Raw genomic sequence first — 19,647 nt, 5'->3', positions numbered from 1 at the left:
TTGCACAGCACCCCGCAACGACACCGCAGCGCCTGCGGGGATCAATGACATGAATTCTCCCGTCATCCCGCGCAACCAGGCGTCCGGCGCGTTCCAGCGCTGGGAGCCTTCGGCATTCGATGCGCCGCCGATGGATGTGGCGGTCGCCACCGAACCCGAAACACTCGAGCCGCAGATCATTGAAGAACCAGCGCCGCTGGAGATCGCGCCCGGCGTGACGCTCCCGACGCTGGAAGACATCGAGCGCATCGAAGCCGAAGCGCGCAAGGCCGGCTACGACTCCGGCTACGAAGAAGGCAGCGCGCGCGGCCGTCGCGAAGCGGCCGAGCTACACCAGATGGTCCAGTCGCTCGACGACGTACTGACGCAGGTTGACCAGGAGGTCGCCGTCGAATTGCAGTCGCTCGCCATCGAACTGGCCCGCCAGATCGTGCGCGACACGCTCGCCGTGCGGCCCGAGGCCGTGCTCGCCGTCGTCCGCGAAGCGCTGGCCCAACTGCCCCAGCAGGCGGCAACCTTGCGTGTGAATCCTGCTGACGCGCAACTCATCTCCCAATACCTTGCCGACCAACCTTCTGGTCAACCGGCGCGCATTGTCGAGGACGACTCGGTCGCGCGCGGGGGTGCGTTGCTGGAGGCCGGCGGCAGCCAACTCGATGCGCAGGTGCAGACCCGCTGGCAACGCGTGGTCGAAGGCATCGCGCGCCATACGCCGGACTGGATAGATGGCTGAGCGCGACACGCCGCGCCTTGGTGACGCCTGGCGCAGATACCTCACCGATTGCACGCGTGTCGCGCAGAACGCGGCACCGTTCCAGACTTCCGGCCGGCTCACGCGCATCAACGGACTGGTGATGGAGGCCTCGGGCCTCAAGCTGCCGCTGGGTTCCGGCTGCCGCGTGCTGGTGCCGGGTGGCGGCACGGTCGAAGCAGAAGTGGTCGGCTTCAATGGCGAAAAGCTCTTCATGATGCCGACCGACGACGTGTTGGGCCTGGCGCCGGGCGCCGAAGTCGTGCCGCTGGAAGCCCCTCCGCTCTTGCCGCAGGTGGGCGAGCGATTCGAGCCGCGCCGCCGTGCCGCCGACCGCGCCAAGCACCTGCCGGTGGGCGACGAATTGTTGGGGCGCGTACTCGACGGCGCAGGCCGCCCGCTCGACGGACTCGGCCCGCTGCGTGCGCCGCAGACACGTTCCCTGCAAAGCCGCCCGGTCAATCCGCTGGGCCGAGCGCCAATCACCAATAGCCTTGACGTCGGCATCCGCGCCATCAATGGTCTGCTGACCGTCGGGCGCGGCCAGCGCCTCGGGCTATTTGCTGGCTCGGGCGTGGGCAAGTCGGTGCTGATCGGCATGATGGCGCGCTTTACCACGGCCGATGTCATCGTCGTCGGGCTGATCGGCGAGCGGGGCCGCGAGGTGAAGGAATTCATCGAACACAACCTGGGAGAGGAAGGCCGCGCGCGTTCTGTCGTGGTCGCGGCGCCTGCCGATACGAGCCCGCTGATGCGCCTGCAAGGCGCGGCCTATGCGACGACCATTGCGGAGCACTTCCGCGATCAGGGCAAGCAAGTGTTGCTGATCATGGATTCGCTCACCCGTTACGCCATGGCGCAGCGCGAGATCGCACTCGCGATCGGCGAGCCGCCCGTGACGCGCGGCTATCCGCCCTCGGTATTCGCGCGGCTGCCGGCACTGGTCGAGCGTGCCGGTAACGGCCCGGAAGGCGGCGGTTCGATCACCGCGTTCTATACCGTGCTGGCCGAGGGCGACGACCAGCAGGACCCGATCGCCGACTCGGCGCGTGCGATTCTCGACGGCCACTTCGTGCTGACCCGCGCGCTGGCCGATCAGGGGCACTACCCTGCCATCGACATCGAGCAGTCGATCTCGCGCGTCATGCACAACATTGTGCGCCCGGGGCATTTCGATCTGGTGCGACGCTTCAAGCAACTGTTCTCGCGTTATCAACGTTCGCGCGACCTGATTGCCGTGGGCGCGTACCAGCAAGGCGCCGACCCGCTGTTGGACGAGGCCGTGCGCACGTATCCGGCGCTGGAAGCCTTATTGCAGCAAAAAATCACGGATCAGGCTGACTTTGAAAGCAGCCTGCAAGCGCTGCACTTACTATTCGGCCAGAGCCTGTAAGAACCGGAAACTGATCGATGACCGCTAAACAGACGCCGCTCCAGATGCTCACCGAACTCGCGCACACGCGCGTGGACGAGGCCACGCGTCGTCTGGGTGAATTGCTGGCCACGGAACAGGCCGGTGCTGACCGCTTGCAGATGCTGGTGCAGTACCGCGCCGAATATCGCCAGCGCTTTCTCGACAATGCGCGCGACGGTATCGGCCCGGACGCATGGCGCAATTACTCGGCGTTCCTGGGCAAGCTCGACGACGCCATCGCGCAACAGCAATTGATGGTCGACCGATCGCGCCAGATGACGGCACAGGGCCAGGAAAAATGGATGGCCGAGCGCAATCGCATGAAGGCCTTCGACACCCTTGCCGCCCGCGACGAAGCGCGCGAGGCCTCGGCGATGGCGCGCCAGGAACAACGGCAGAACGACGAACACACCAGCAACAAATTCAGCCGCCAAAGCGACTGAATCGGTCGGGTTACAATTCCGGCCGGTGGCACCGGAATGCCGGGCCTGCCAATTGCGTTCACGCTGTATCCCCTTGCTGTGCCGCCGGAGTCTCCCGTGTCCGTCTTGCGCCTGATTGCCCGCCCCTTTTTGCTCGCCGTGTTGTTTCTGTCCGCCTGTGCGCCGGTGTCGGTGCGCAATGTCTGGCGCGATCCCGCCTATACCGGCCCGGCCCTGCACCACGTCGTGGTGATGGCCATCAGTCGTAGCGACGTGCAGCGACGCGTGTTCGAGGACAACTTTGCGAATTACCTGCAACAGCAAGGCGTGCAGGCGCAGGTGTCGTACAACATGCTGCCGGAGAACGGCCCGATCGCGAACGACAAGATCCAGGCGGCATTCGCCCAGAGCGGCGCGGACGGCGTGCTGGTCACGCGCATCATCCACGTCGAACAACGCCTGGATGTGGCGCCCTACCCCTACATGGGCCCGGGCTGGTACCGGCCCGGTTTCTACGGTTGGTATGGCGGCCCAGCATGGTCGGCCGTTCCGGCGGACGTGTACCAGTACTCGGTGCTGACGCTGGAAACCACGTTGTGGAGCCTGTCGTCCGGCAAGATCGTATGGACCGCCGCCAGCCAGATCGTGGAGCCCGACGATGTATCGCGGCTGGCCAGCTCGTTGGCCCAGACGCTCGTCGCACGCATGCGCGCCGAGGGGGTGCTGTAGAGGCCTGTCTGCGAGCCGCACTGATCCACGGAATCTGCCAGAACTGGCATAGCCTTTGCTGAATGGCGTGTGACTCGCTTTTCAGAAAGGACTCTCCGATGGCCGATGTAACGATGAACGTGGTGCAGGCGCTGCAAGCCATGACACCCGCTTCACCGCAAAACAGCGCCCAGTCGTCCGCTTCGCCCGCCGAGAGTTTTTCGCGTGTGATGAGCCAGCGCGGCAATACGCCGCAGAACGCGCAGCAATCGTCAAAAGCCCCTCAGGACAAGGCTCCCGGCCCGCAGGAGGCCGCTCAAGCCGAAGAAGAACCTGCTCCGGCCGGCACGGCCATCGAACGCCTTTTGGCGGCGATGAAGGCGGACACCAGCGCGACGGAAGAAGAAGACCCGCTAGCGGCCGTCAAGGCGCTCATCGAAAAGCTCACCAAGCCGGCCGACGAGAACGATGACGACAAGAGCGAAGCGCTGACCACCGACACCGACGCGGCAACATTGATCGCTACACCAGTGGTCGTGCCGGACAAGCTTGCCGCCCCGGCGGCAACTGTTGCCGATACGACGGCGACCGACGACGCAGCACTCGGCCAGACAAGCACCAAAACGCGCGGCATGCTGGATGACGCGGTGGCCACCATCGGCCGCGAAGACAATCCGCATTCCGCAGTGCAGACACCCGAGGGCGACAACGGCTTTGCCGCGCATGCCGCTCAGGCGGCCGCCAACCAGCACGCCGCCGCACAAGCGGCGCGACCTGCCGATATCCCGCAACACACCGTCCACACGCCGGTCGACAACCCCGCCTGGGCCGAGGACGTGGGCCAAAAGCTGGTGTGGACCGCCCATCAGGATTCGGGCAAGGCTTCGCTGGTGCTGACGCCGCCCTCGCTGGGCCGCGTGGAAGTTTCGCTCAACGTGAACGGCGATCAGGCCACCGCGACCTTCGTCGCCGCCAGCCATGCCGCACGCGACGCGCTGAACGATTCGATGCCCCGCCTGCGTGAAGTGCTGGCGCAGGCCGGCATCCACCTCGGACAGGCCGACGTGAGCGCCAACCAGAGCGGCCAGCAGGGGCAAGCGCAGAACGCCTGGCAAGGCAGTCGCACCACCGGCGGCAGCGGCTATGCGCAAGGCGGCGCCGCGATGACGGAAGTGGGCACTGTGCGCAGCCAGATGCCCGTGCGCAGCGGCAACGGATTGGTCGACACCTTCGCCTGACGGACCTGCAATTCAGGGGAGAAACAACACCCTGAGAGGTTTTTTTTGCGTTCGAACCCTTCATTTGACGGGTAAGGCGTCCGTTATTCAACGCATCGAACCGGCCTTCTAGGCTGGACAATGCAACGGACGCGAAAGGCAGGAAACCATGGCGAAGGAAGCACCGAAGAAAGAAGAAAGCGCGGCAGTGCCCGCCAAGCGCGGTCGCAAGGTGATTTTCATCGTCATCGGCGCGGTGCTGGTTTCGGTTGTCGTGGGCCTGGCGCTGGGCAAAGTGCTGTTTGGTCGCCACGCCAGCGGCGGTGCCACCGCCGACGGTGAGGAAGAAGTGCATGAAGCGGCCCCGCGCAAGGCCGAGCCGGGCAAGCCGCCGGTTTTCGTGAACCTGGACCCGTTCACGGTGAATCTGCAGGCCAGCGACACGGGTGTCGAACAGTATTTGCAGGCGGTTGCCACCCTGCGCGTGAGCGATGAGAAGGCTGCCGAGCAGATCAAGCTGTACATGCCGCAGATCCGCCACGAAGTGCTGTCGCTGATGGCGGCCAAGACGTCTGCCGACGTCAGCACGCTGGAAGGCCGCAAGCAACTGGCGGAGGAAATCCGCGACGTGAGCAATGAAGTGCTGGGTTTCTCGCCGCCAAAGAACAAGCGGGGCAAGAACCCGGCCAACGACGATTTTCCGGTGATGGCGGTGTTCTTCACCCAATTCATCGTGCAGTAACACGAACGGACATACAGGGCATCGAGGACACCGGGGCGCAGCGATGGGACAGGATTTTCTCTCTCAGGATGAAGTAGATGCCCTGCTGCGCGGCGTAACCGGCGAATCCGACGAGCCGGACACGCCGGACGACGACGGCACGGGCATACGGCCGTATGACCTTGCCACGCAGGAGCGGATCGTGCGCGGGCGCATGCCCACGCTCGAACTCATCCACGAACGCTTCGGCCGCTACCTGCGGATCGGGCTGTTCAACTACATGCACCGCAATTCGGAGGTGTCGATCGGCTCCATCCGCGTGCAGAAGTACAGCGAATTCGTGCGCAACCTGGTGGTGCCGACCAACCTCAACCTGGTCATGGCCAAGCCGTTGCGCGGCACGGGCCTGATCGTGTTCGACCCGAACCTGGTGTTCCTGGTGGTCGACAACATGTTCGGCGGCGACGGGCGCTTTCATACGCGCGTGGAAGGCCGCGACTTCACCGCCACCGAGCAACGCATCATCCAGGGCCTGCTCAAGGTGGTGTTCGCCGAATACGAACGCGCCTGGGCGCCAGTCTTCACGCTGCAATTCGAATACATCCGCAGCGAGATGAATTCGCAGTTCGCCAACATCGCCACGCCATCGGAAATCGTCGTGGCGACGACTTTCACGCTTGAGTTTGGCGGTGCGCAGGCCGATATGCATGTGTGCTTTCCGTATTCGATGGTCGAGCCGATCCGCGACATCCTGTACAGCTCGATGCAGTCGGACCACATCACGCAGGACAAGCGCTGGGTGAGCCTGATGTCAAAGCAAGTGCGTTCGGTCGACGTGGAAATCGTCGCCAACCTTGCGGAAACCACGCTCACGCTGCGCGACGTGGCCAACTTCAAGGTGGGCGACGTGATTCCGCTGGATATCCCCGAGATGATCAGCGCGCACGTCGACGGCGTGGGCGTGCTGGAAGGCAAGTACGGCACGCAGAACGGCAATTACGCCCTGCGCGTGGAGCGCTTCATCACGCCCGAAGACACTGAAATCAACCTGATCGCGACGAAATTGGGAGTTGAACAACATGGCTGATCTCGACACCGCCGACAGCATCACCGACGACGACTGGGCAGCCGCCATGCAGGAACAGGCCGTGCCCGCCGCTGCGCCGCAACCGGCCAACAATCTGTTCCAGAACTTCGGCCAGCCTGCGGCACCGACGGGGCCGTCGACGATGAATGACTTCGATCTCATCCTCGACATCCCGGTGAACATCACCGTGCAACTGGGCCGCACCAAGATTTCGATCCGCAACCTGCTGCAACTGGCGCACGGCTCAGTGGTGGAACTCGACGCCCTGGCGGGCGAGCCGATGGACGTGCTCGTCAACGGCACGCTCATCGCACAAGGCGAAGTCGTGGTGGTGAACGACAAGTTCGGTATCCGCCTGACCGACATCGTCACGCCTTCGGAGCGCGTGCGGAAGCTGCGGACCTGATTGGCACACAGAGCCTCCGATTGGAGGCTTTTGTGAATTGCCGACAATACTTGGGAAAAGTCTGACCTAGCCCAGCCTTTGGACGCAGTCGCGTCGATACAGTCGCGCCCTTCCCCATCCAAGGCGCGGCCATGAATCAAGAGAGTTTCATCCCCGGCAAGGACGCTTCGCTCGAAGCCTCCATCTCCACCCTGCGCGGCGTACTGGCCGCTCGCGGTTTCGACGTCGAAGAGGCCTCCTGGCTCAATCCGGTTGACGGCGTGTGGTCCGTGCATCTGCGCGACACGGCGTGCCCCATCATGTTCTCCAACGGCAAGGGCGCAAGCCAGTTGGCGGCCCGCGCGAGCGCACTGGGCGAGTTCGTCGAACGCGTCAACAGCCGCCACTTCTGGACGCATTACTACTTGGGCGCAGAGCGCGCTGGCGCGGCCGCCGTGCACGACGCACGCGAGCGCTGGTTTGCCGTGCCGGAGGACGGTGAGTGGCCCGAAGGACTGCTCGATGAAGCGTTGATCGAACATTACGACCCGGAGGGCAACATCGATGCGGCCATGCTCGTCGACCTGAACTCCGGCAACCGCGAACGCGGCATCTGCGCCCTGCCCTTTACGCGACTGTCCGACGAGGCAACCGTGTGGATGCCGGTGAACATCGTCGGCAACCTGTTCCTCTCCAACGGCATCGCCGCCGGCAATACGATGTTCGAAGCGCGCAGCCAAGCGCTGTCGGAGGTGCTGGAACGCCACGTCAAATATCGCGTGATCGCCGAAAACCTGTGCCTGCCCGATGTCCCCGATGACGTGCTCGCGCGCTACCCGGTCAGCGTGGCGGGCATCGAAGCGCTGCGCGCCGCGGGCTTCGGCATTCTGGTGAAAGACGCTTCGCTCGGCGGCGAATTTCCCGTCATGTGCGTGGCGCTCATCAATCCGAAGGACCAGGGCCTGTACGCCAGCTTCGGCGCGCACCCGAACATCGCCATTGCGCTGGAACGCGCGTTGACCGAACTCCTGCAGGGCCGCGCGCTGGACGCGCTGGACGGTTTCCCGCCGCCCACGTTCGACGCCGACGATGCCGCATCGCCGGCCAACCTTGAATTGCACTTCGTCGATTCGAGCGGCCTGATCGCGTGGGATTTCGTACGCAGTACGCCGGATTTCGATTTTGCGGACTGGAACTTCGCAGGCAATACGCGCGATGAATACGCCTGGCTGTGCGAGTGCATCGAGCGCCAGGGGTATGAGATCTACGCCATCGATTACGAACACCTGAACGCCTACACCTGCCGCATGCTGGTGCCGGGCATGTCGGAGGTCTATCCGGTGGAAGACCTCGAATGGGAGAACAACAGCATCGGCATCGCGTTGCGCGAATACCTGTTTGACGTCGGCGCGCTGAGGGATGCGCAATGCCAGCAATTGCTGGACGAACTGCAGGAATCGGACCTTGCCGATGAGCGCCCGATCTGGGAACTGATCGGTCTGGCGATGCCCGACGACCAGCCCTGGAAGCAGCTACGCATCGGGGAGCTGAAAACACTGCTGGCGTTGGCCGTGGGCGACGCTGACGCGGCACGCGAAGGGTGCGAGTGGATCGAGCATTTCAACGATCTGCCCACAGCGCGCGCCAAGGTGTACCGCTGCGTGAGAGCCTTGCTTGAATTGACTGACCGCGACGCATTCGAGCAGGCGCTGACGCTGAGTTTCGGTGCCGAAACCGTGGCACGCGCAGCGGCGCTGGTCGACCGGAAAGAACGCTTCTTCGGCTTGAACCGGCTGGGGCGCAACTTTGAAGGGAGCGCGCTGCACCAGCGCCTGCTCGCAGAACACGACAAGCTCGGCATCGGGCGCTAAGGCCGCACTGACAGGGGTTTGCGCTGGCGCATGATGGCGCGCCAGCGCAGCCTTTACATACGTGTTCGCAATTGTTATTGCGAACCATTCTTGTTATCCTCGCGGGCATTGAAATCCCTGCCCGCAGTCGCTGTGACTCTCATCGCCGTCCTGTTGTCCCTCATGTCCGCGACCGCGCTCTATGGGGCTTCGCGTCACCAGCGTCTGCTGCGTGAAGCGTTGCCTGCGCGCGCCGCGCTGATCGGCGCCGCCGTGCTTGCAGCCTTGTCGTGGCACGCCTGGGCGACGGTACTGTGGGCGACATCCGCCACCGCGGCCACCTTGTCGGTCATCATGCTCGGTGCCGTTGCCTGGCCCATCTTGCTGGCGATCTTCAAACCTGCAGCCGAACGGGTGCGCTGATGTGGGGAAAAGTCTCCGCAGGTGTGGTGCTCGGGCTGCCCTTATCCGTGTTCCTGCTAGGCGCGCTGGCCTATGCGTTGCCCGGTCCCTGGCAGGATTCCACCATCGGGGTGATGTTGCTGCTGCCGCCGGTGTGGATGGCAGTCATCACGGCCAGCGCCAGCTTCCGTAACGGCCTGCGCGCTTGGCGCGTCATGGCGCTGTGCACTGCCCTTGCCTTTGCCCTGCTGTCGCTGGCCCGGCTCGCCGGTTGAGGACGATCCATGTTCAAGGCCGCCACGCTTCGCGTCTTTCTGACCCTGCATACCTGGACTGGAATCTGCGCCGGTCTCGCGTTGTTCGTCGCCTTCTACGCCGGCGCCATCACCATGTTCCACGGCGAATTGCATGGATGGGAGAAGCGCCCGACCACGCAGATCGTGCAGGACGATGACGGCACCGCCCTGGTCGCAGCACTCCATGCCAAGTATCCGGAAGCGCGCAACAACTTCGCCATCCAGCCCGCCACCGATGAATCGCCGACGCCGTATGCGTGGTGGATCGACAAAAGCGGTCAGTGGCAGCACGCCTCGCTCGCCGAACTGAGGGGCGAGGCGCACGACGACGGCGCTTCGGTGATCTCGGAACTCGTCAACGAGTTGCACTACACGCTGGGGATTCCCGGCGTGGGTATTTACCTGATGGGCATTGTCAGCATGCTGTATGGCGTGGCGCTCATTTCGGGCGTGATCATCCATCTGCCGACTTTGATGAAGGATCTTTTTGCGCTGCGCGTGGGCAAAAACCTCAAGCGCATGTGGCAGGACGCACATAACGTGGTCGGCATCCTCAGCCTGCCGTTCCATGTGATTTTTGCTGTGACCGGCACGGTGCTGTGTCTGAGCCTGGTGATCATGGCCACCTTCAATACGCTGGCCTACAACGGCAAGCTGGCGGCCGAAACCAATCGCGTCATGGGGCATGGCGTCGTGCGCAAGCCAACCGGCGAGGCGGCGCCGATGCTGTCGCCCATGCAGCTCGTCGAGCACGCGCGTACCGTGCAGCGCGACTTCGTCCCAGTATGGATCGCATTCGAGAACTACGGCGACCGCGCCGCTTTCGTCGAAGTGCGCGGCGAGACGCCCGGCGCACTCGGCACCTACGGCGGCATCACGGTCGACGCCTCGACGGGTGAAATCCTCACCGTTCAGGTTGGCGGTCAACGCGACGCCAACCACGCGCTGCTGGCCGGCGTGTATGGCCTGCATTTCGGCAGCTACGGCGGCTTTGCCGTTCGCGTGTTGTATTTCGTGCTCGGACTGATGGGGGCATTGCTGTTCTACAGCGGCAACCTGCTGTGGATCGAATCTCGCCGCAAGCGGCAGCAGGCTCATCAGACGGGCCCGGTGCGGTTCATGGCGCGGCTGACCGTGGGCGTGTGCTTTGGACTCGCTGCAGGCATCGCTGCAGCACTCATCGCCAATCAGATCGCGATCGCCGTGGGCGGCAACATCGGCCTGTCGGAGCGCGTCGCATGTTTTGGTACCTGGCTCGCCTGCTTCATCTGGGCCTTTGTGCGCAGCCCTGCTCGCGCGAGTTTCGAACTGCCCTACTTTGCCGCCGCCCTGTCGTTGGCCGTGCCCGTGGTCAATATCGCCCTGCGCGGTGGCACGATTGCGGCCGGTGGACATGACGCCAGTGCGTTCATCGTCATCGACGTGATGTCCGCCGCGCTGGCAGCCGGCTTGTACGCGCTGGGCCGCGCAGCCCGTCGCCGCGCCCGCGACGGCCAGCCCAACAGCGTGTGGGCGCTGCGCCCGGCCACCTGAATCGACGGCGTTTTTTTTCGGAACGGCATTATTTGCCGCCCTTTTCACGCGCTTATCGACGGCTGAAAAATCGCCGCGCTCGATAAGCTGCACACAGTTCCATTCACCGTGTGCAGTGTCGTGAAGCCGATTCTCCTGCGGGCCGCGCCCGTCGCTTTTCTTGCCCTGAGCCCTGTTGCCCGCGCAGCAGACGGTTCGCTGTCGGCAGCCGGTAGCCTGTTGCAGATGCTGTTCGGCCTGGCCGTGGTGCTGGCAGCCTTGTTCGGCGCCCTGCACCTGCTGCGCCGCGTACAGGGTTCGCGCCCCGGACTGGCCGGCAATCTGAAGGTGCTGAGCGCCACGGCCGTCGGCCCGCGCGAGCGCGTGGTGCTGGTGTCGGTAGCCGACAAGGTGCTGGTGCTTGGCGTGGCGCCGGGGCGGATCAATGCCCTGCACACGCTGGATGCTGCCGATCTGCCCGCCGCGCCCGAAGCCGCCGCGCCGACATTGCCGACCGCCGATTTCGCTGCCCGCCTCAAGCAGTTGCTGGAGGGCAAGCGCAATGCGCGCTGAACGCCTCATCCGCGCAGCGCTGGTCGTCGCACTGACGTTGCTGCCCGCACTGGCGGCTGCGCAGGCTCTGCCGGCACTGACCAGCGTGCCCGGCCCGGGCGGTTCGACGACCTACAGCCTGTCGGTGCAGACGCTGTTGATGCTGACAGCGCTGAGCTTCATCCCGGCCGTGATGCTGATGATGACGAGCTTCACGCGCATCATCATCGTGATGTCGCTGCTGCGTCACGCGCTCGGTACGCAGACTTCGCCGCCCAATCAGGTGATCGTCGGCCTGTCGCTGTTCCTGACTTTCTTCGTGATGTCGCCAACCATCGACCGCGTCTACCAGGAAGCATGGGTGCCGTTGTCCCGCAATGAGATCCAGTTCGACGAGGCCATGACGCGCGCCACCGTGCCGCTCAAGACCTTCATGTTGCGCCAGGTTCGCGAACCCGACCTGTCGCTGTTCTCCAAGCTCGCCAAGACGCCGAAAGTGGAAAAGGCCGACGACCTGCCGCTGCGCGTGGTCGTGCCGGCCTTCGTGACGAGCGAGCTGAAAACTGCCTTCCAGATTGGTTTCATCATCTTCATTCCGTTCCTCATCATCGACATGGTGGTGGCATCCGTACTCATGTCGATGGGGATGATGATGATGTCGCCGGTCATCGTCTCCCTGCCTTTCAAGATCATGCTGTTCGTGCTCGTGGATGGCTGGAATCTGCTGGTCACATCGCTGGTAACGAGTTTCGGGAGCTGAACATGACACCGACCACTGTCGTCGCCCTCGGTCGAGAGGCGCTGGAATTGACCCTGCTGGTGGCTGCACCGCTGTTCATCGCCGCGCTGGTCACCGGCCTGATCGTGAGCATTCTGCAAGCGGCCACGCAGATCAATGAAATGACGCTGTCGTTCGTGCCCAAGCTGGTGGTGATCTTCGGTACGCTGATCGTGGCCGGCCCGTGGATGATCACCATGCTGACGGACTACATCCGACGGTTGTTCGAATCGATCCCCACGCTGATCGGGTAGCGCAGCATGTTGTCCGTCACCAGCGCGCAATTGTCGGCGCTGCTCGTTACCTGGCTGTATCCGCTGGCGCGCGTTCTGGGCCTGATGAGCGTGGCGCCGCTGTTCGGCAACCAGGCCGTGCCGCGCCGCATCCGGCTGGCCGCAGGGCTGGCGGTGACGTTTGCGCTGGTCGGCGCATTGCCTGCTGCGCCGGAGATCGACCCGGGCAGCTACATTGGCATCGCCGCGTTCGCGATGCAGATCTTGATCGGCGTCGGCATGGGCATGGTGATGCGCGTGGTGTTCGCCGCGACCGACGTCGCCGGTGAAATCATCGGCATGGAAATGGGCTTGTCGTTCGCGACTTTTTTCGACCCGCAAAGCCAGGGGCAGACATCGGTCATCGCCGAGTTCATCGGCCTGCTGACCGCACTGGTGTTCCTGTCCTTCAACGGTCATTTGCTGCTCATCGACGTCCTCGCGCGCAGCTTCGAGTGGTTGCCGGTCGATTCGCGCCCGCTCGCGGCACGCGGATGGATGGCGCTGGTGAGTACCGGCATGACGATGTTTGCGGCAGGCGTGTTGTTGTCGCTGCCCATCGTCGCCGCGCTGCTGATTACCAATATCGCGCTGGGCGTGCTCACGCGCGCCGCGCCTCAGCTCAACATCTTTTCGCTGGGCTTTCCGATCACCTGCACGATCGGCTTTCTGCTTCTGCTGCTGTCGATGAATGTGATGGCGCCCGTACTGCAGTCACTCTTCGATCGAGGATTCGATTTGCTGGCGATGGTGCTCAAGGCCTGGCATCCGTAAGGGCACGCACGGGCTGGAGTGTTCGCAGCGCGGACACCACGTCATCGAGCACCGCCCGCCAATCGCCAAGCTGGCGCTGGCGGAACAGACGCGCGGTGGGATACCACGGACTGTCGCTGCGCTCGTCCATCCAGCGCCAGTCCGGATTGCGTGCCAGCAGTATCCATACGGGCTTGCCGAGTGCGCCCGCCAGATGCGCCACCGAGGTGTCCACACAGACGACGAGGTCGAGATTTTCGATGACCGCCGCGGTATCGGAAAAGTCACGCAGCGCACCGCCCAGGTGCGTCAGCGATGCGGGCATCGTATCCGCTTGCAGCGCTTCTTCCGCCGGGCCCTTCTGCAATGAGAACCACGCCAGGTCCGGCACGCTCCACAACGGCGCCAGCGCTTGCAGCGGGATGGAGCGGACAGCGTCGCGTTCATGGGTCGGTCGGCCCGCCCATACGATGCCGACGCGTCGGCGCCCTGCCGCGGCTTCGTCGATGCGCGACCGCCAGTGCTGCACTTTGACGATGTCGGCGTCGATGTAGCGCGCAAAGGCTGGTATCGAGCCGGCCCGCGTGCCCATCAATCCGGGCAGGCTCATGATGTGCGCGTGATAGTCATACGCGGAGGCGTGAACGCTGGTCTGCGCGGTGTCCACGCCATGAGCCTTGGCGATGAGCGTTTGCATGCCCAGCGGCACCAGCACATCGATGCAAGCGGGGCCTCGCGCGGCGATCAACTGCGCATAGCGCACCGCTTGGATCACGTCGCCAAAGCCCTGTTCGCCCACCAGCAGAAGCCGTTTCCCCTGCAACGGCTCGCCTCGCCACGCCGGGCACGACACGGCGTTCCAGCTATTGCGGTTGGCGATGTTGCGACGGTGTTCGTAGTAGCGCCAGCCTTCTTCGAATTGGCCACGCCGAAGATGGATATGCGCCGCGCCAAGCCCGGCCTGCCCCAGTTGCGGGGAGAGCTTGAGCGCTTCGAGGTGGAGCGACAGCGCTTGGTCGTAACGCTCCTCGAATTCGAGGCACCCGGCGAGATTCACCAAGGCGGCGGATCTGCGTTCTATCGTCAGCGCGTGGCGATAGCAGTCTGCCGCATGGTCGAAGCGCCCCTGCAGCTCACGTGCCAACCCCAGGTAAAACCACACCTCGAATCGACCGGGATCGCGCGCGCTGGCCCGTTCGAGAAAAAACAGGGATTCCTGGGCTCGCTGAGCCTTGACCAATAGTGCTCCGAGGGCCCTGAGTGCTTCACCGTCGTCCAGGGCCGCGATCATGCGTTGCGCGCGCCGGCTGCAGATTTCCTTTTGCAGTGCCTGCGCAATCGTGGCGGCAAGAGGTTCCCATTGCCCAAGCAAGCGCTGCCGAAACAAGCGCGCGGTGGGATACCAGGGGCTGTCCTGACGTTCGCTGAGCCAGCGCCATTCGGCATTGCCGGCCAGCAGAATCCACACGGGCTTGCCAAGCGCGCCCGCCAGATGGGCGACGGACGTGTCGACGGTGATGACCAGATCGAGCTGCGAAATCACCGCCGCCGTCTCGGCATAGTCGCCCAGGTAGTCGCCCATGGCGTGGACGAATGCGCCGGCAGGCAGCGCCGATAGTTGGCTCTGGGCCGCGCCCTTCTGGAGCGACACCCACGCTATGCCGGGGACGGCGAACAGCGGCGCCAGTGCTCCGATCGAAGCCGAGCGCCAGGCATCGCGCGTATTGCTCGCGTTGCCCGCCCACACCAATCCAACCCGCATATCCGTCGCCGGCAGGCGCGACAAACGCTGCGCCCAACGTGCCACGCGCGCGTTGTCCGCTTGCAGGTAGGGGATGTCGGCGGGAATCGATTCGAGTGTCGTCGCCGCGCGCAGCGGCGCACTCATGATGGGCATCCACGCGTCGTAGTGCTCATATCCGCCGTCGATGAGAACTTCATCCACGCCTTTGGCTGTGCGCAGGAGGTCGTCCATACCACGCATGGATAGCACGCCAATGCGCGAAGCTCCCTGCGCCTTCAGTAGCATTGCGTAGCGCACGAACTGGATGGAGTCGCCCGCCCCTTGCTCCGCGACCAGCAGCAGCGAGCGCCCGGTCAGAGGTTCGCCCCGCCAGCGTTCGATACCGAGTTGGGCGAAATGGTCTGCCACCTCGACCTTGAGCGGGCGATATTCGTAATCGGCCCAGCCTTGTGCGAAATCGCCATTGCGCAGTCGCGCCAACGAGCGATAGAAACGCGCGATCGGCAGATCGGGCGCACACTGTACGGCTTCTTCATACAGCGTCGCTGCGACATCGTGTTCGCCGCGGATATCGTGGATCGCGCCAAGGTTGAGGCGCGCGGCCGGCTTGTCCGGCGTGAGAAGTATGACCCGCCGGTATAGCGCGATGGATTCGTCGTAGTGTTCGAGCTTGCCTAGCACGAGCGCGAGATCGAACAGCGCGGCGGGATCGTCGGGCGCCAACGTCAATGCGCGGCGGGCCAGCGTCTCTGCCTCGGCGTGGCGGCCCGAGGCGACGAGGCGCGCGACCTGTTGCCGGATCGCTGCGGATGCGTTCTCGGGCGAAGCGGCATCCGCCGACGTCATACGTCGGCAGCCACCTGTTGTGCGAGGGCGGCCCGCACTTCTTCGATCGCCTCGGTCCAGTCCCCCAGGCGGCGTTGGCGGAACAGGCGTGCCGACGGATACCAGGGGCTGTCGCTGCGCCCTTCGAGCCAGCGCCAATCCGGATAGATGTACGGCAGTACCCACACGGTCTTGCCGAGCGCGCCGGCAAGGTGGGCAATGGAGGTGTCGACCGCGATGACGAGATCCAGCCCGTCGATGGCAGCGGCAGTATCGTCAAAGGTCTGAAAATGCGAACCGAGGTCGATCAACGGCGTGGTGTTGGTCGCCAGCTCATCGGCCCCGCGCCCCTTCTGCAGCGAGAACCATGCAATGCCGTCGAGGCCCCACAAGGGCGATAGCGCGTCCAGCGGGATCGAGCGGCGCGCGTCGCGGCCGAAGGTCGGATTGCCGGCCCACGCGATGCCGACGCGCAAACGCCCCTTGGCGTCGTCGTCGATACGCTGTTGCCAGACGGCGCGGCGCGCTTCGTCAGAGTGGATGTAGCGGTATTGGCCGGGAATGGTGTCGAGCTGTGTGCCGAGTACCGAGCCAAAACTCATTACGTTGATCCAATAGTCGTAATCGGCGCTGTCCGCCTCCAGCAGTGACTGCGCAACGCCGTCGGCGCGGGCGATCAAGGCGCGGGTAGCGCCGGAGACCATCACGTCTACGGTCGCTCCAAGGTCGGCGGCGACACGCGCATATCGGACGAACTGGAACAGGTCGCCAGCGCCTTGTTCGGTCAGTACGAGCAGCCTCTTTCCGGCCAGCGGCTCGCCTCGCCATTCGGGGCAAATCAGGTTGCCGCGGAACGATTCGTTGCCTTTGATGCGAGTGCGATATTCGTAGAACGGCCACGCTTTTGCGTAATCGCCGCGCCGCAGATGAATGGACGCGATGCCATGCCCGGCCTGCCCGCGCACGGACTCATCGTCGACCGCGCGTTGGTAGCACTCCAGCGCTTCGTCGTAGTGCCCGGTGTTTTCCAGGCTCGTCCCCAGATTGACCTGGATCGCCGGATGCCCGGGGTCGATTTCCCCGGCGCGGCGATAGCATGGCATCGCCTCATCGGGGCGGCCGAGCGAGTCTATGCACAAGCCAAGATAGAACCATCCTTTGAGGCTCTTCGGATCCCGCGCGACGAGCCGTTCGAGGAAAAATCTGGCCTCGTTGAAGCGGCGCGAGCGATTCAACGCGATTCCTGTCTCCAACAGGATGTCGTTGTCATCGAGCGCAGCCAGGAGAGCATCGACGTCGATCTGTTTGCCGGACATGGTGCTCACTCCTGCATGCCGGTGGCCACTTGCCAAGCGTCGAGCGCGTGGCCCAGACGGTCGACGACGTCGCTCCACTGTCCAAGCCGGGTCTGCCGGAACAGGCTTGCGGTCGGGTACCAGGGGCTGTCCTCGCGTTCTATCAGCCAGCGCCAGTCGGAGTTGTACGCCAGCAATACCCACACCTGCTTGCCGAGCGCTCCGGCGAGGTGAGCCACCGAGGTGTCGACCGCGATCACCAGGTCGAGATTGGCGATGACGGCCGCGGTGTCGGCGAAATTCGCGAGGTAGTCGCTCAGGCAGCAGACGTAGCTGTTGCCACCCAACTGAGCCAGTTGGGCCTGCGCGGCGGCCCCTTTCTGCAGTGCGAACCACGCAATATTGGGTGCCGCAAGCACCGGTTCGAGCTCACGCAACGTGATCGAGCGATAGTTGTCGCGCGCGTGCAGCGGGTTGCCCGCCCACACCAGGCCCACGCGCAGACGCCCCTGGGCGATGCCGGTCAGCCGGGTCCGCCATGTCTCTGCCTTGACAGGATCGGGCGTGATGTAGGGCTTGGCGGGAATCGACGCCATGGTGGTGCCGCAACGGTACGGCAGGCTCATCATGAGCGCCCAGTAGTCGTAGTCCTTGGCGTCGCAGGTCACGTACGCATGGTCGATGCCGTCGACATGCCCCATGACATCGACGAGCGCCGTGGATACAAGCGCGTCGACGCGCGCGGCGCCACGCTCTTTAAGGAGCCGCGCGTAGCGGATGAACTGGATCGCATCCCCCGCACCCTGCTCCGACGTGATCAGGATCTTGCGCCCTTCGAGGGGCTCGCCTTGCCATTCGGGGCACGTCATGTTGCCGGTGAACGATCCCTTGCCCGGCACCTTTCTGCGGTATTCAAAATCGGCCCAGCCGGCTTCGAACTCGCCCATCCGCAGGCGCGACATGGACAGGTTGTGGCGTGCCTGCGGTTCATCTGGATTGCACTGCACGGCTTTGACGTGGTTCTCGTAGCCTCGAGCGTGGTCGCCGCGCCCTTCGTAGATGGAACCGAGATTGACGTAAGGGCCGACGTGTTGAGGCGCGATTTCGATGATGCGCTTGTAGAGGCCTTCGGCCTCGTCTTCGAGACCGAGCTCGCGCAGGGTAAAGGCGAGGTTGAAGAGCGCCACGACATGGGTCGGATTCAGTGCAAGGGCGCGCGCCAGGTGTTGGCGGGCCTGCTCGTAGCGCTTGAGCTCCTTGAGGGCGCTGCCCAGCACGAGCGTCGCTTCGAAGGATTCCGGATCGAGCGCCACGGCCTGCAAAGCGTATTCGACGGATTCGTCGAACTTACGCGCATCGGACAGATGGCGGGCCAGTTCCAGCAGCGGGCGAAAATGATTGGGGGCCGACTCGACGCTGGCCCTCAGCGAGGCCTCGGTGTCAGCCGGCGCGGCATCGGCCGCGGGCGAAGGCGAAGTGATGGCGTCCATTTTTTTGCCTGATATTCGGATGGGGTCAGTCGGCGAATTTCGCATCTGACAAGGTGTCGCGCCTTGCATTGGCGCAGCCACACTCACGAAATCACAACGCCTGACGTTTTCGCCCTAAGAACCATGGAAACCGGCAATGAGAACTGACTTAAAGACGCCTTGGAACAACGATACGTGGCACCGACACAGTCAAAACAAAGCCTTACGGCTCCTCGTCCTTGACGCGCCAAGCGAGCTGGCCCACGCCGATCGAACAGGCTTGGGGCTGTCGGGCGAACCACCCAATGGCATGCCCGGCCCTCTTTTTCGGGCCTGCGGCTTGCCCGCGCGGGTGTCAAAAAGTAGACTCGGGCGGTTTATCAATCTGTAACAAGGCTGCATGCGCCCGCAAACGTCCAGGACAATGCACAAACCCATTGAATTCAAAGCAGGATCGATCACCGCCATGACCGCGGTGATCCGTGAACTGGACAACGTGCGGCTGGCCGACAGCCTGCACACGATGATGGGCGGCATGGGCGAGTTCTTCGCCGACGAAGCCACGGTCATCGATCTGACGCAACTGAGCAGCGCTCCCGACCGCGTGGATTGGGCGGGGTTGGGCAGCCTGCTGCGCCGCTACGGCCTGCAGCCGGTGGCGCTCAAGGGCACGCCCGAGCATTTGGTCGAGAGCGCGCGCAAGGCGGGACTGGCCGTGCTTGGCGACGGCGCTGCCCGTGTCTCGGCGGCCGACAAGACCGCCCCGGCACCTGCCGCCGCGGAGCCGGCCAAGGTCGAGCCCGTCGCGGCGCCCGCGCAGGCTGCCGCGACCATGATCATCGAGCGCCCCATCCGCTCGGGCCAGCAGATCTACGCCCGCGGCGGCGACCTGGTCATCCTCGGCGGTGTCAGCAATGGCGCCGAGGTCATCGCCGACGGCAGCATCCACTGCTATGGCCCGCTGCGGGGCCGCGCGCTGGCCGGGGCGCAGGGCGACACGCGCGCACGTCTGTTGTGCACCAATTTCGGCCCCGAGCTGGTTTCCATCGCCGGCGTGTATCGCACTTTTGAACGTGGCGTGCCAGAAAACCTGGCCGCCAAACCGGCCCATGCCGTGCTGCGCGAAGCTGCCGGCGGCAAGGGCGGGCACACTTTGAACATCGAACCGCTTCAGCTCGATTGAAGCGCCTCAAA

At 64.3% G+C, this 19,647-nt stretch carries 20 protein-coding genes; 17 read left to right on the top strand and 3 right to left on the bottom strand.

Going from position 1 to position 19,647, the window contains the following annotated elements:
* Window positions 1–49 precede the first annotated feature (49 nt).
* The 16 genes from ACDA63_RS06535 to fliR all read left to right on the top strand — a co-directional run bounded on the left by ACDA63_RS06535 (window position 50) and on the right by fliR (window position 13,141).
* Window positions 50–733 carry a flagellar assembly protein FliH gene (locus ACDA63_RS06535; RefSeq protein ID WP_373662408.1) on the top strand — a complete coding sequence of 228 codons (684 nt, stop codon included), beginning with the start codon at window positions 50–52 and terminating at the stop codon, window positions 731–733.
* The gene (gene fliI / locus ACDA63_RS06530) at window positions 726–2,144 is read left to right on the top strand and encodes a flagellar protein export ATPase FliI (RefSeq protein WP_373662407.1); all 1,419 of its coding nucleotides are present in this window, start codon (window positions 726–728) and stop codon (window positions 2,142–2,144) included. The genes ACDA63_RS06535 and fliI overlap by 8 nt, the downstream gene beginning before the upstream one ends.
* Window positions 2,145–2,161: 17 nt before the next feature.
* Window positions 2,162–2,608, top strand: coding sequence for a flagellar export protein FliJ (gene fliJ, locus ACDA63_RS06525; RefSeq protein ID WP_373662406.1), 447 nt, complete (start codon window positions 2,162–2,164; stop codon window positions 2,606–2,608).
* Window positions 2,609–2,704: 96 nt separating this feature from the next.
* Window positions 2,705–3,316 (top strand): hypothetical protein, encoded by a 612-nt coding sequence (locus ACDA63_RS06520; RefSeq protein WP_373662405.1) that lies wholly within the window; start codon window positions 2,705–2,707, stop codon window positions 3,314–3,316.
* A gap of 98 nt (window positions 3,317–3,414) precedes the next feature.
* Window positions 3,415–4,533 carry a flagellar hook-length control protein FliK gene (locus ACDA63_RS06515; RefSeq protein WP_373662404.1) on the top strand — a complete coding sequence of 373 codons (1,119 nt, stop codon included), beginning with the start codon at window positions 3,415–3,417 and terminating at the stop codon, window positions 4,531–4,533.
* Between the two features lie 148 nt (window positions 4,534–4,681).
* The gene (gene fliL, locus ACDA63_RS06510) at window positions 4,682–5,254 is read left to right on the top strand and encodes a flagellar basal body-associated protein FliL (protein ID WP_373662403.1); all 573 of its coding nucleotides are present in this window, start codon (window positions 4,682–4,684) and stop codon (window positions 5,252–5,254) included.
* 43 nt (window positions 5,255–5,297) lie between these two features.
* Entirely contained in the window at window positions 5,298–6,320 is a 1,023-nt protein-coding gene (gene fliM, locus ACDA63_RS06505) for a flagellar motor switch protein FliM (protein ID WP_373662402.1), read from the top strand.
* Window positions 6,313–6,726, top strand: a complete 414-nt coding sequence (gene fliN, locus ACDA63_RS06500; protein WP_373662401.1) for a flagellar motor switch protein FliN — start codon at window positions 6,313–6,315, stop codon at window positions 6,724–6,726. Before fliM ends, fliN begins: the two co-directional genes overlap by 8 nt.
* 131 nt (window positions 6,727–6,857) lie before the next feature.
* The gene (gene ycaO, locus ACDA63_RS06495) at window positions 6,858–8,576 is read left to right on the top strand and encodes a 30S ribosomal protein S12 methylthiotransferase accessory factor YcaO (RefSeq protein ID WP_373662400.1); all 1,719 of its coding nucleotides are present in this window, start codon (window positions 6,858–6,860) and stop codon (window positions 8,574–8,576) included.
* 132 nt (window positions 8,577–8,708) lie between these two features.
* Entirely contained in the window at window positions 8,709–8,978 is a 270-nt protein-coding gene (locus ACDA63_RS06490) for a hypothetical protein (RefSeq protein WP_373662399.1), read from the top strand.
* Window positions 8,978–9,232 carry a hypothetical protein gene (locus tag ACDA63_RS06485; protein ID WP_373662398.1) on the top strand — a complete coding sequence of 85 codons (255 nt, stop codon included), beginning with the start codon at window positions 8,978–8,980 and terminating at the stop codon, window positions 9,230–9,232. Before ACDA63_RS06490 ends, ACDA63_RS06485 begins: the two co-directional genes overlap by 1 nt.
* Before the next feature lie 9 nt (window positions 9,233–9,241).
* Complete coding sequence (locus ACDA63_RS06480; RefSeq protein ID WP_373662397.1) at window positions 9,242–10,786, top strand: PepSY-associated TM helix domain-containing protein; 1,545 nt, start codon at window positions 9,242–9,244, stop codon at window positions 10,784–10,786.
* Window positions 10,787–10,906: 120 nt separating this feature from the next.
* On the top strand, window positions 10,907–11,338 hold the full coding sequence (fliO, locus tag ACDA63_RS06475) for a flagellar biosynthetic protein FliO (protein WP_373662396.1): 432 nt from the start codon (window positions 10,907–10,909) through the stop codon (window positions 11,336–11,338).
* Complete coding sequence (gene fliP / locus ACDA63_RS06470) at window positions 11,328–12,077, top strand: flagellar type III secretion system pore protein FliP (RefSeq protein WP_373662395.1); 750 nt, start codon at window positions 11,328–11,330, stop codon at window positions 12,075–12,077. Before fliO ends, fliP begins: the two co-directional genes overlap by 11 nt.
* Before the next feature lie 2 nt (window positions 12,078–12,079).
* The gene (gene fliQ, locus ACDA63_RS06465) at window positions 12,080–12,349 is read left to right on the top strand and encodes a flagellar biosynthetic protein FliQ (RefSeq protein ID WP_373662394.1); all 270 of its coding nucleotides are present in this window, start codon (window positions 12,080–12,082) and stop codon (window positions 12,347–12,349) included.
* Window positions 12,350–12,355: 6 nt separating this feature from the next.
* Window positions 12,356–13,141, top strand: coding sequence for a flagellar biosynthetic protein FliR (gene fliR, locus ACDA63_RS06460; protein WP_373662393.1), 786 nt, complete (start codon window positions 12,356–12,358; stop codon window positions 13,139–13,141).
* On the opposite strand, the gene ACDA63_RS06455 is transcribed toward fliR, so the two are convergent.
* The 3 genes from ACDA63_RS06455 to ACDA63_RS06445 are packed head-to-tail and all read right to left on the bottom strand — an operon-like array spanning window position 13,122 to window position 18,474.
* Window positions 13,122–15,710, bottom strand: coding sequence for a tetratricopeptide repeat protein (locus ACDA63_RS06455; protein WP_373662392.1), 2,589 nt, complete (start codon window positions 15,708–15,710; stop codon window positions 13,122–13,124). The two genes, fliR and ACDA63_RS06455, sit on opposite strands and share 20 nt — an antisense overlap.
* The gene (locus tag ACDA63_RS06450; RefSeq protein ID WP_373662391.1) at window positions 15,707–17,005 is read right to left on the bottom strand and encodes a tetratricopeptide repeat protein; all 1,299 of its coding nucleotides are present in this window, start codon (window positions 17,003–17,005) and stop codon (window positions 15,707–15,709) included. The genes ACDA63_RS06455 and ACDA63_RS06450 overlap by 4 nt, the downstream gene beginning before the upstream one ends.
* 5 nt (window positions 17,006–17,010) lie before the next feature.
* Entirely contained in the window at window positions 17,011–18,474 is a 1,464-nt protein-coding gene (locus tag ACDA63_RS06445; RefSeq protein ID WP_373662390.1) for a tetratricopeptide repeat protein, read from the bottom strand.
* Between the two features lie 403 nt (window positions 18,475–18,877).
* On the opposite strand from ACDA63_RS06445, the gene minC reads away from it, so the two are divergent.
* Entirely contained in the window at window positions 18,878–19,636 is a 759-nt protein-coding gene (minC, locus tag ACDA63_RS06440; protein WP_373662389.1) for a septum site-determining protein MinC, read from the top strand.
* Window positions 19,637–19,647: the final 11 nt, after the last annotated feature.

Origin of the sequence: Uliginosibacterium sp. sgz301328, assembly GCF_041807905.1 — a bacterium.
GTDB lineage: Bacteria > Pseudomonadota > Gammaproteobacteria > Burkholderiales > Rhodocyclaceae > JBGVSA01.
The sequence above is the reverse complement of the archived record's forward strand: the minus strand, read 5'-3'. Positions and strand labels throughout refer to the sequence as shown.

What these genes read in the sequence shown, in the direction of transcription:
- ACDA63_RS06535 (WP_373662408.1), top strand. Translation starts at nt 50, where the DNA reads ATGAATTCTCCCGTCATCCCGCGCAACCAGGCGTCCGGCGCGTTCCAG.
- fliI (WP_373662407.1), top strand. Translation starts at nt 726, where the DNA reads ATGGCTGAGCGCGACACGCCGCGCCTTGGTGACGCCTGGCGCAGATAC.
- fliJ (WP_373662406.1), top strand. Translation starts at nt 2,162, where the DNA reads ATGACCGCTAAACAGACGCCGCTCCAGATGCTCACCGAACTCGCGCAC.
- ACDA63_RS06515 (WP_373662404.1), top strand. Translation starts at nt 3,415, where the DNA reads ATGGCCGATGTAACGATGAACGTGGTGCAGGCGCTGCAAGCCATGACA.
- fliL (WP_373662403.1), top strand. Translation starts at nt 4,682, where the DNA reads ATGGCGAAGGAAGCACCGAAGAAAGAAGAAAGCGCGGCAGTGCCCGCC.
- fliM (WP_373662402.1), top strand. Translation starts at nt 5,298, where the DNA reads ATGGGACAGGATTTTCTCTCTCAGGATGAAGTAGATGCCCTGCTGCGC.
- fliN (WP_373662401.1), top strand. Translation starts at nt 6,313, where the DNA reads ATGGCTGATCTCGACACCGCCGACAGCATCACCGACGACGACTGGGCA.
- ycaO (WP_373662400.1), top strand. Translation starts at nt 6,858, where the DNA reads ATGAATCAAGAGAGTTTCATCCCCGGCAAGGACGCTTCGCTCGAAGCC.
- ACDA63_RS06485 (WP_373662398.1), top strand. Translation starts at nt 8,978, where the DNA reads ATGTGGGGAAAAGTCTCCGCAGGTGTGGTGCTCGGGCTGCCCTTATCC.
- ACDA63_RS06480 (WP_373662397.1), top strand. Translation starts at nt 9,242, where the DNA reads ATGTTCAAGGCCGCCACGCTTCGCGTCTTTCTGACCCTGCATACCTGG.
- fliP (WP_373662395.1), top strand. Translation starts at nt 11,328, where the DNA reads ATGCGCGCTGAACGCCTCATCCGCGCAGCGCTGGTCGTCGCACTGACG.
- fliQ (WP_373662394.1), top strand. Translation starts at nt 12,080, where the DNA reads ATGACACCGACCACTGTCGTCGCCCTCGGTCGAGAGGCGCTGGAATTG.
- fliR (WP_373662393.1), top strand. Translation starts at nt 12,356, where the DNA reads ATGTTGTCCGTCACCAGCGCGCAATTGTCGGCGCTGCTCGTTACCTGG.
- ACDA63_RS06455 (WP_373662392.1), bottom strand. Translation starts at nt 15,710, where the DNA reads ATGACGTCGGCGGATGCCGCTTCGCCCGAGAACGCATCCGCAGCGATC.
- ACDA63_RS06450 (WP_373662391.1), bottom strand. Translation starts at nt 17,005, where the DNA reads ATGTCCGGCAAACAGATCGACGTCGATGCTCTCCTGGCTGCGCTCGAT.
- ACDA63_RS06445 (WP_373662390.1), bottom strand. Translation starts at nt 18,474, where the DNA reads ATGGACGCCATCACTTCGCCTTCGCCCGCGGCCGATGCCGCGCCGGCT.
- minC (WP_373662389.1), top strand. Translation starts at nt 18,878, where the DNA reads ATGCACAAACCCATTGAATTCAAAGCAGGATCGATCACCGCCATGACC.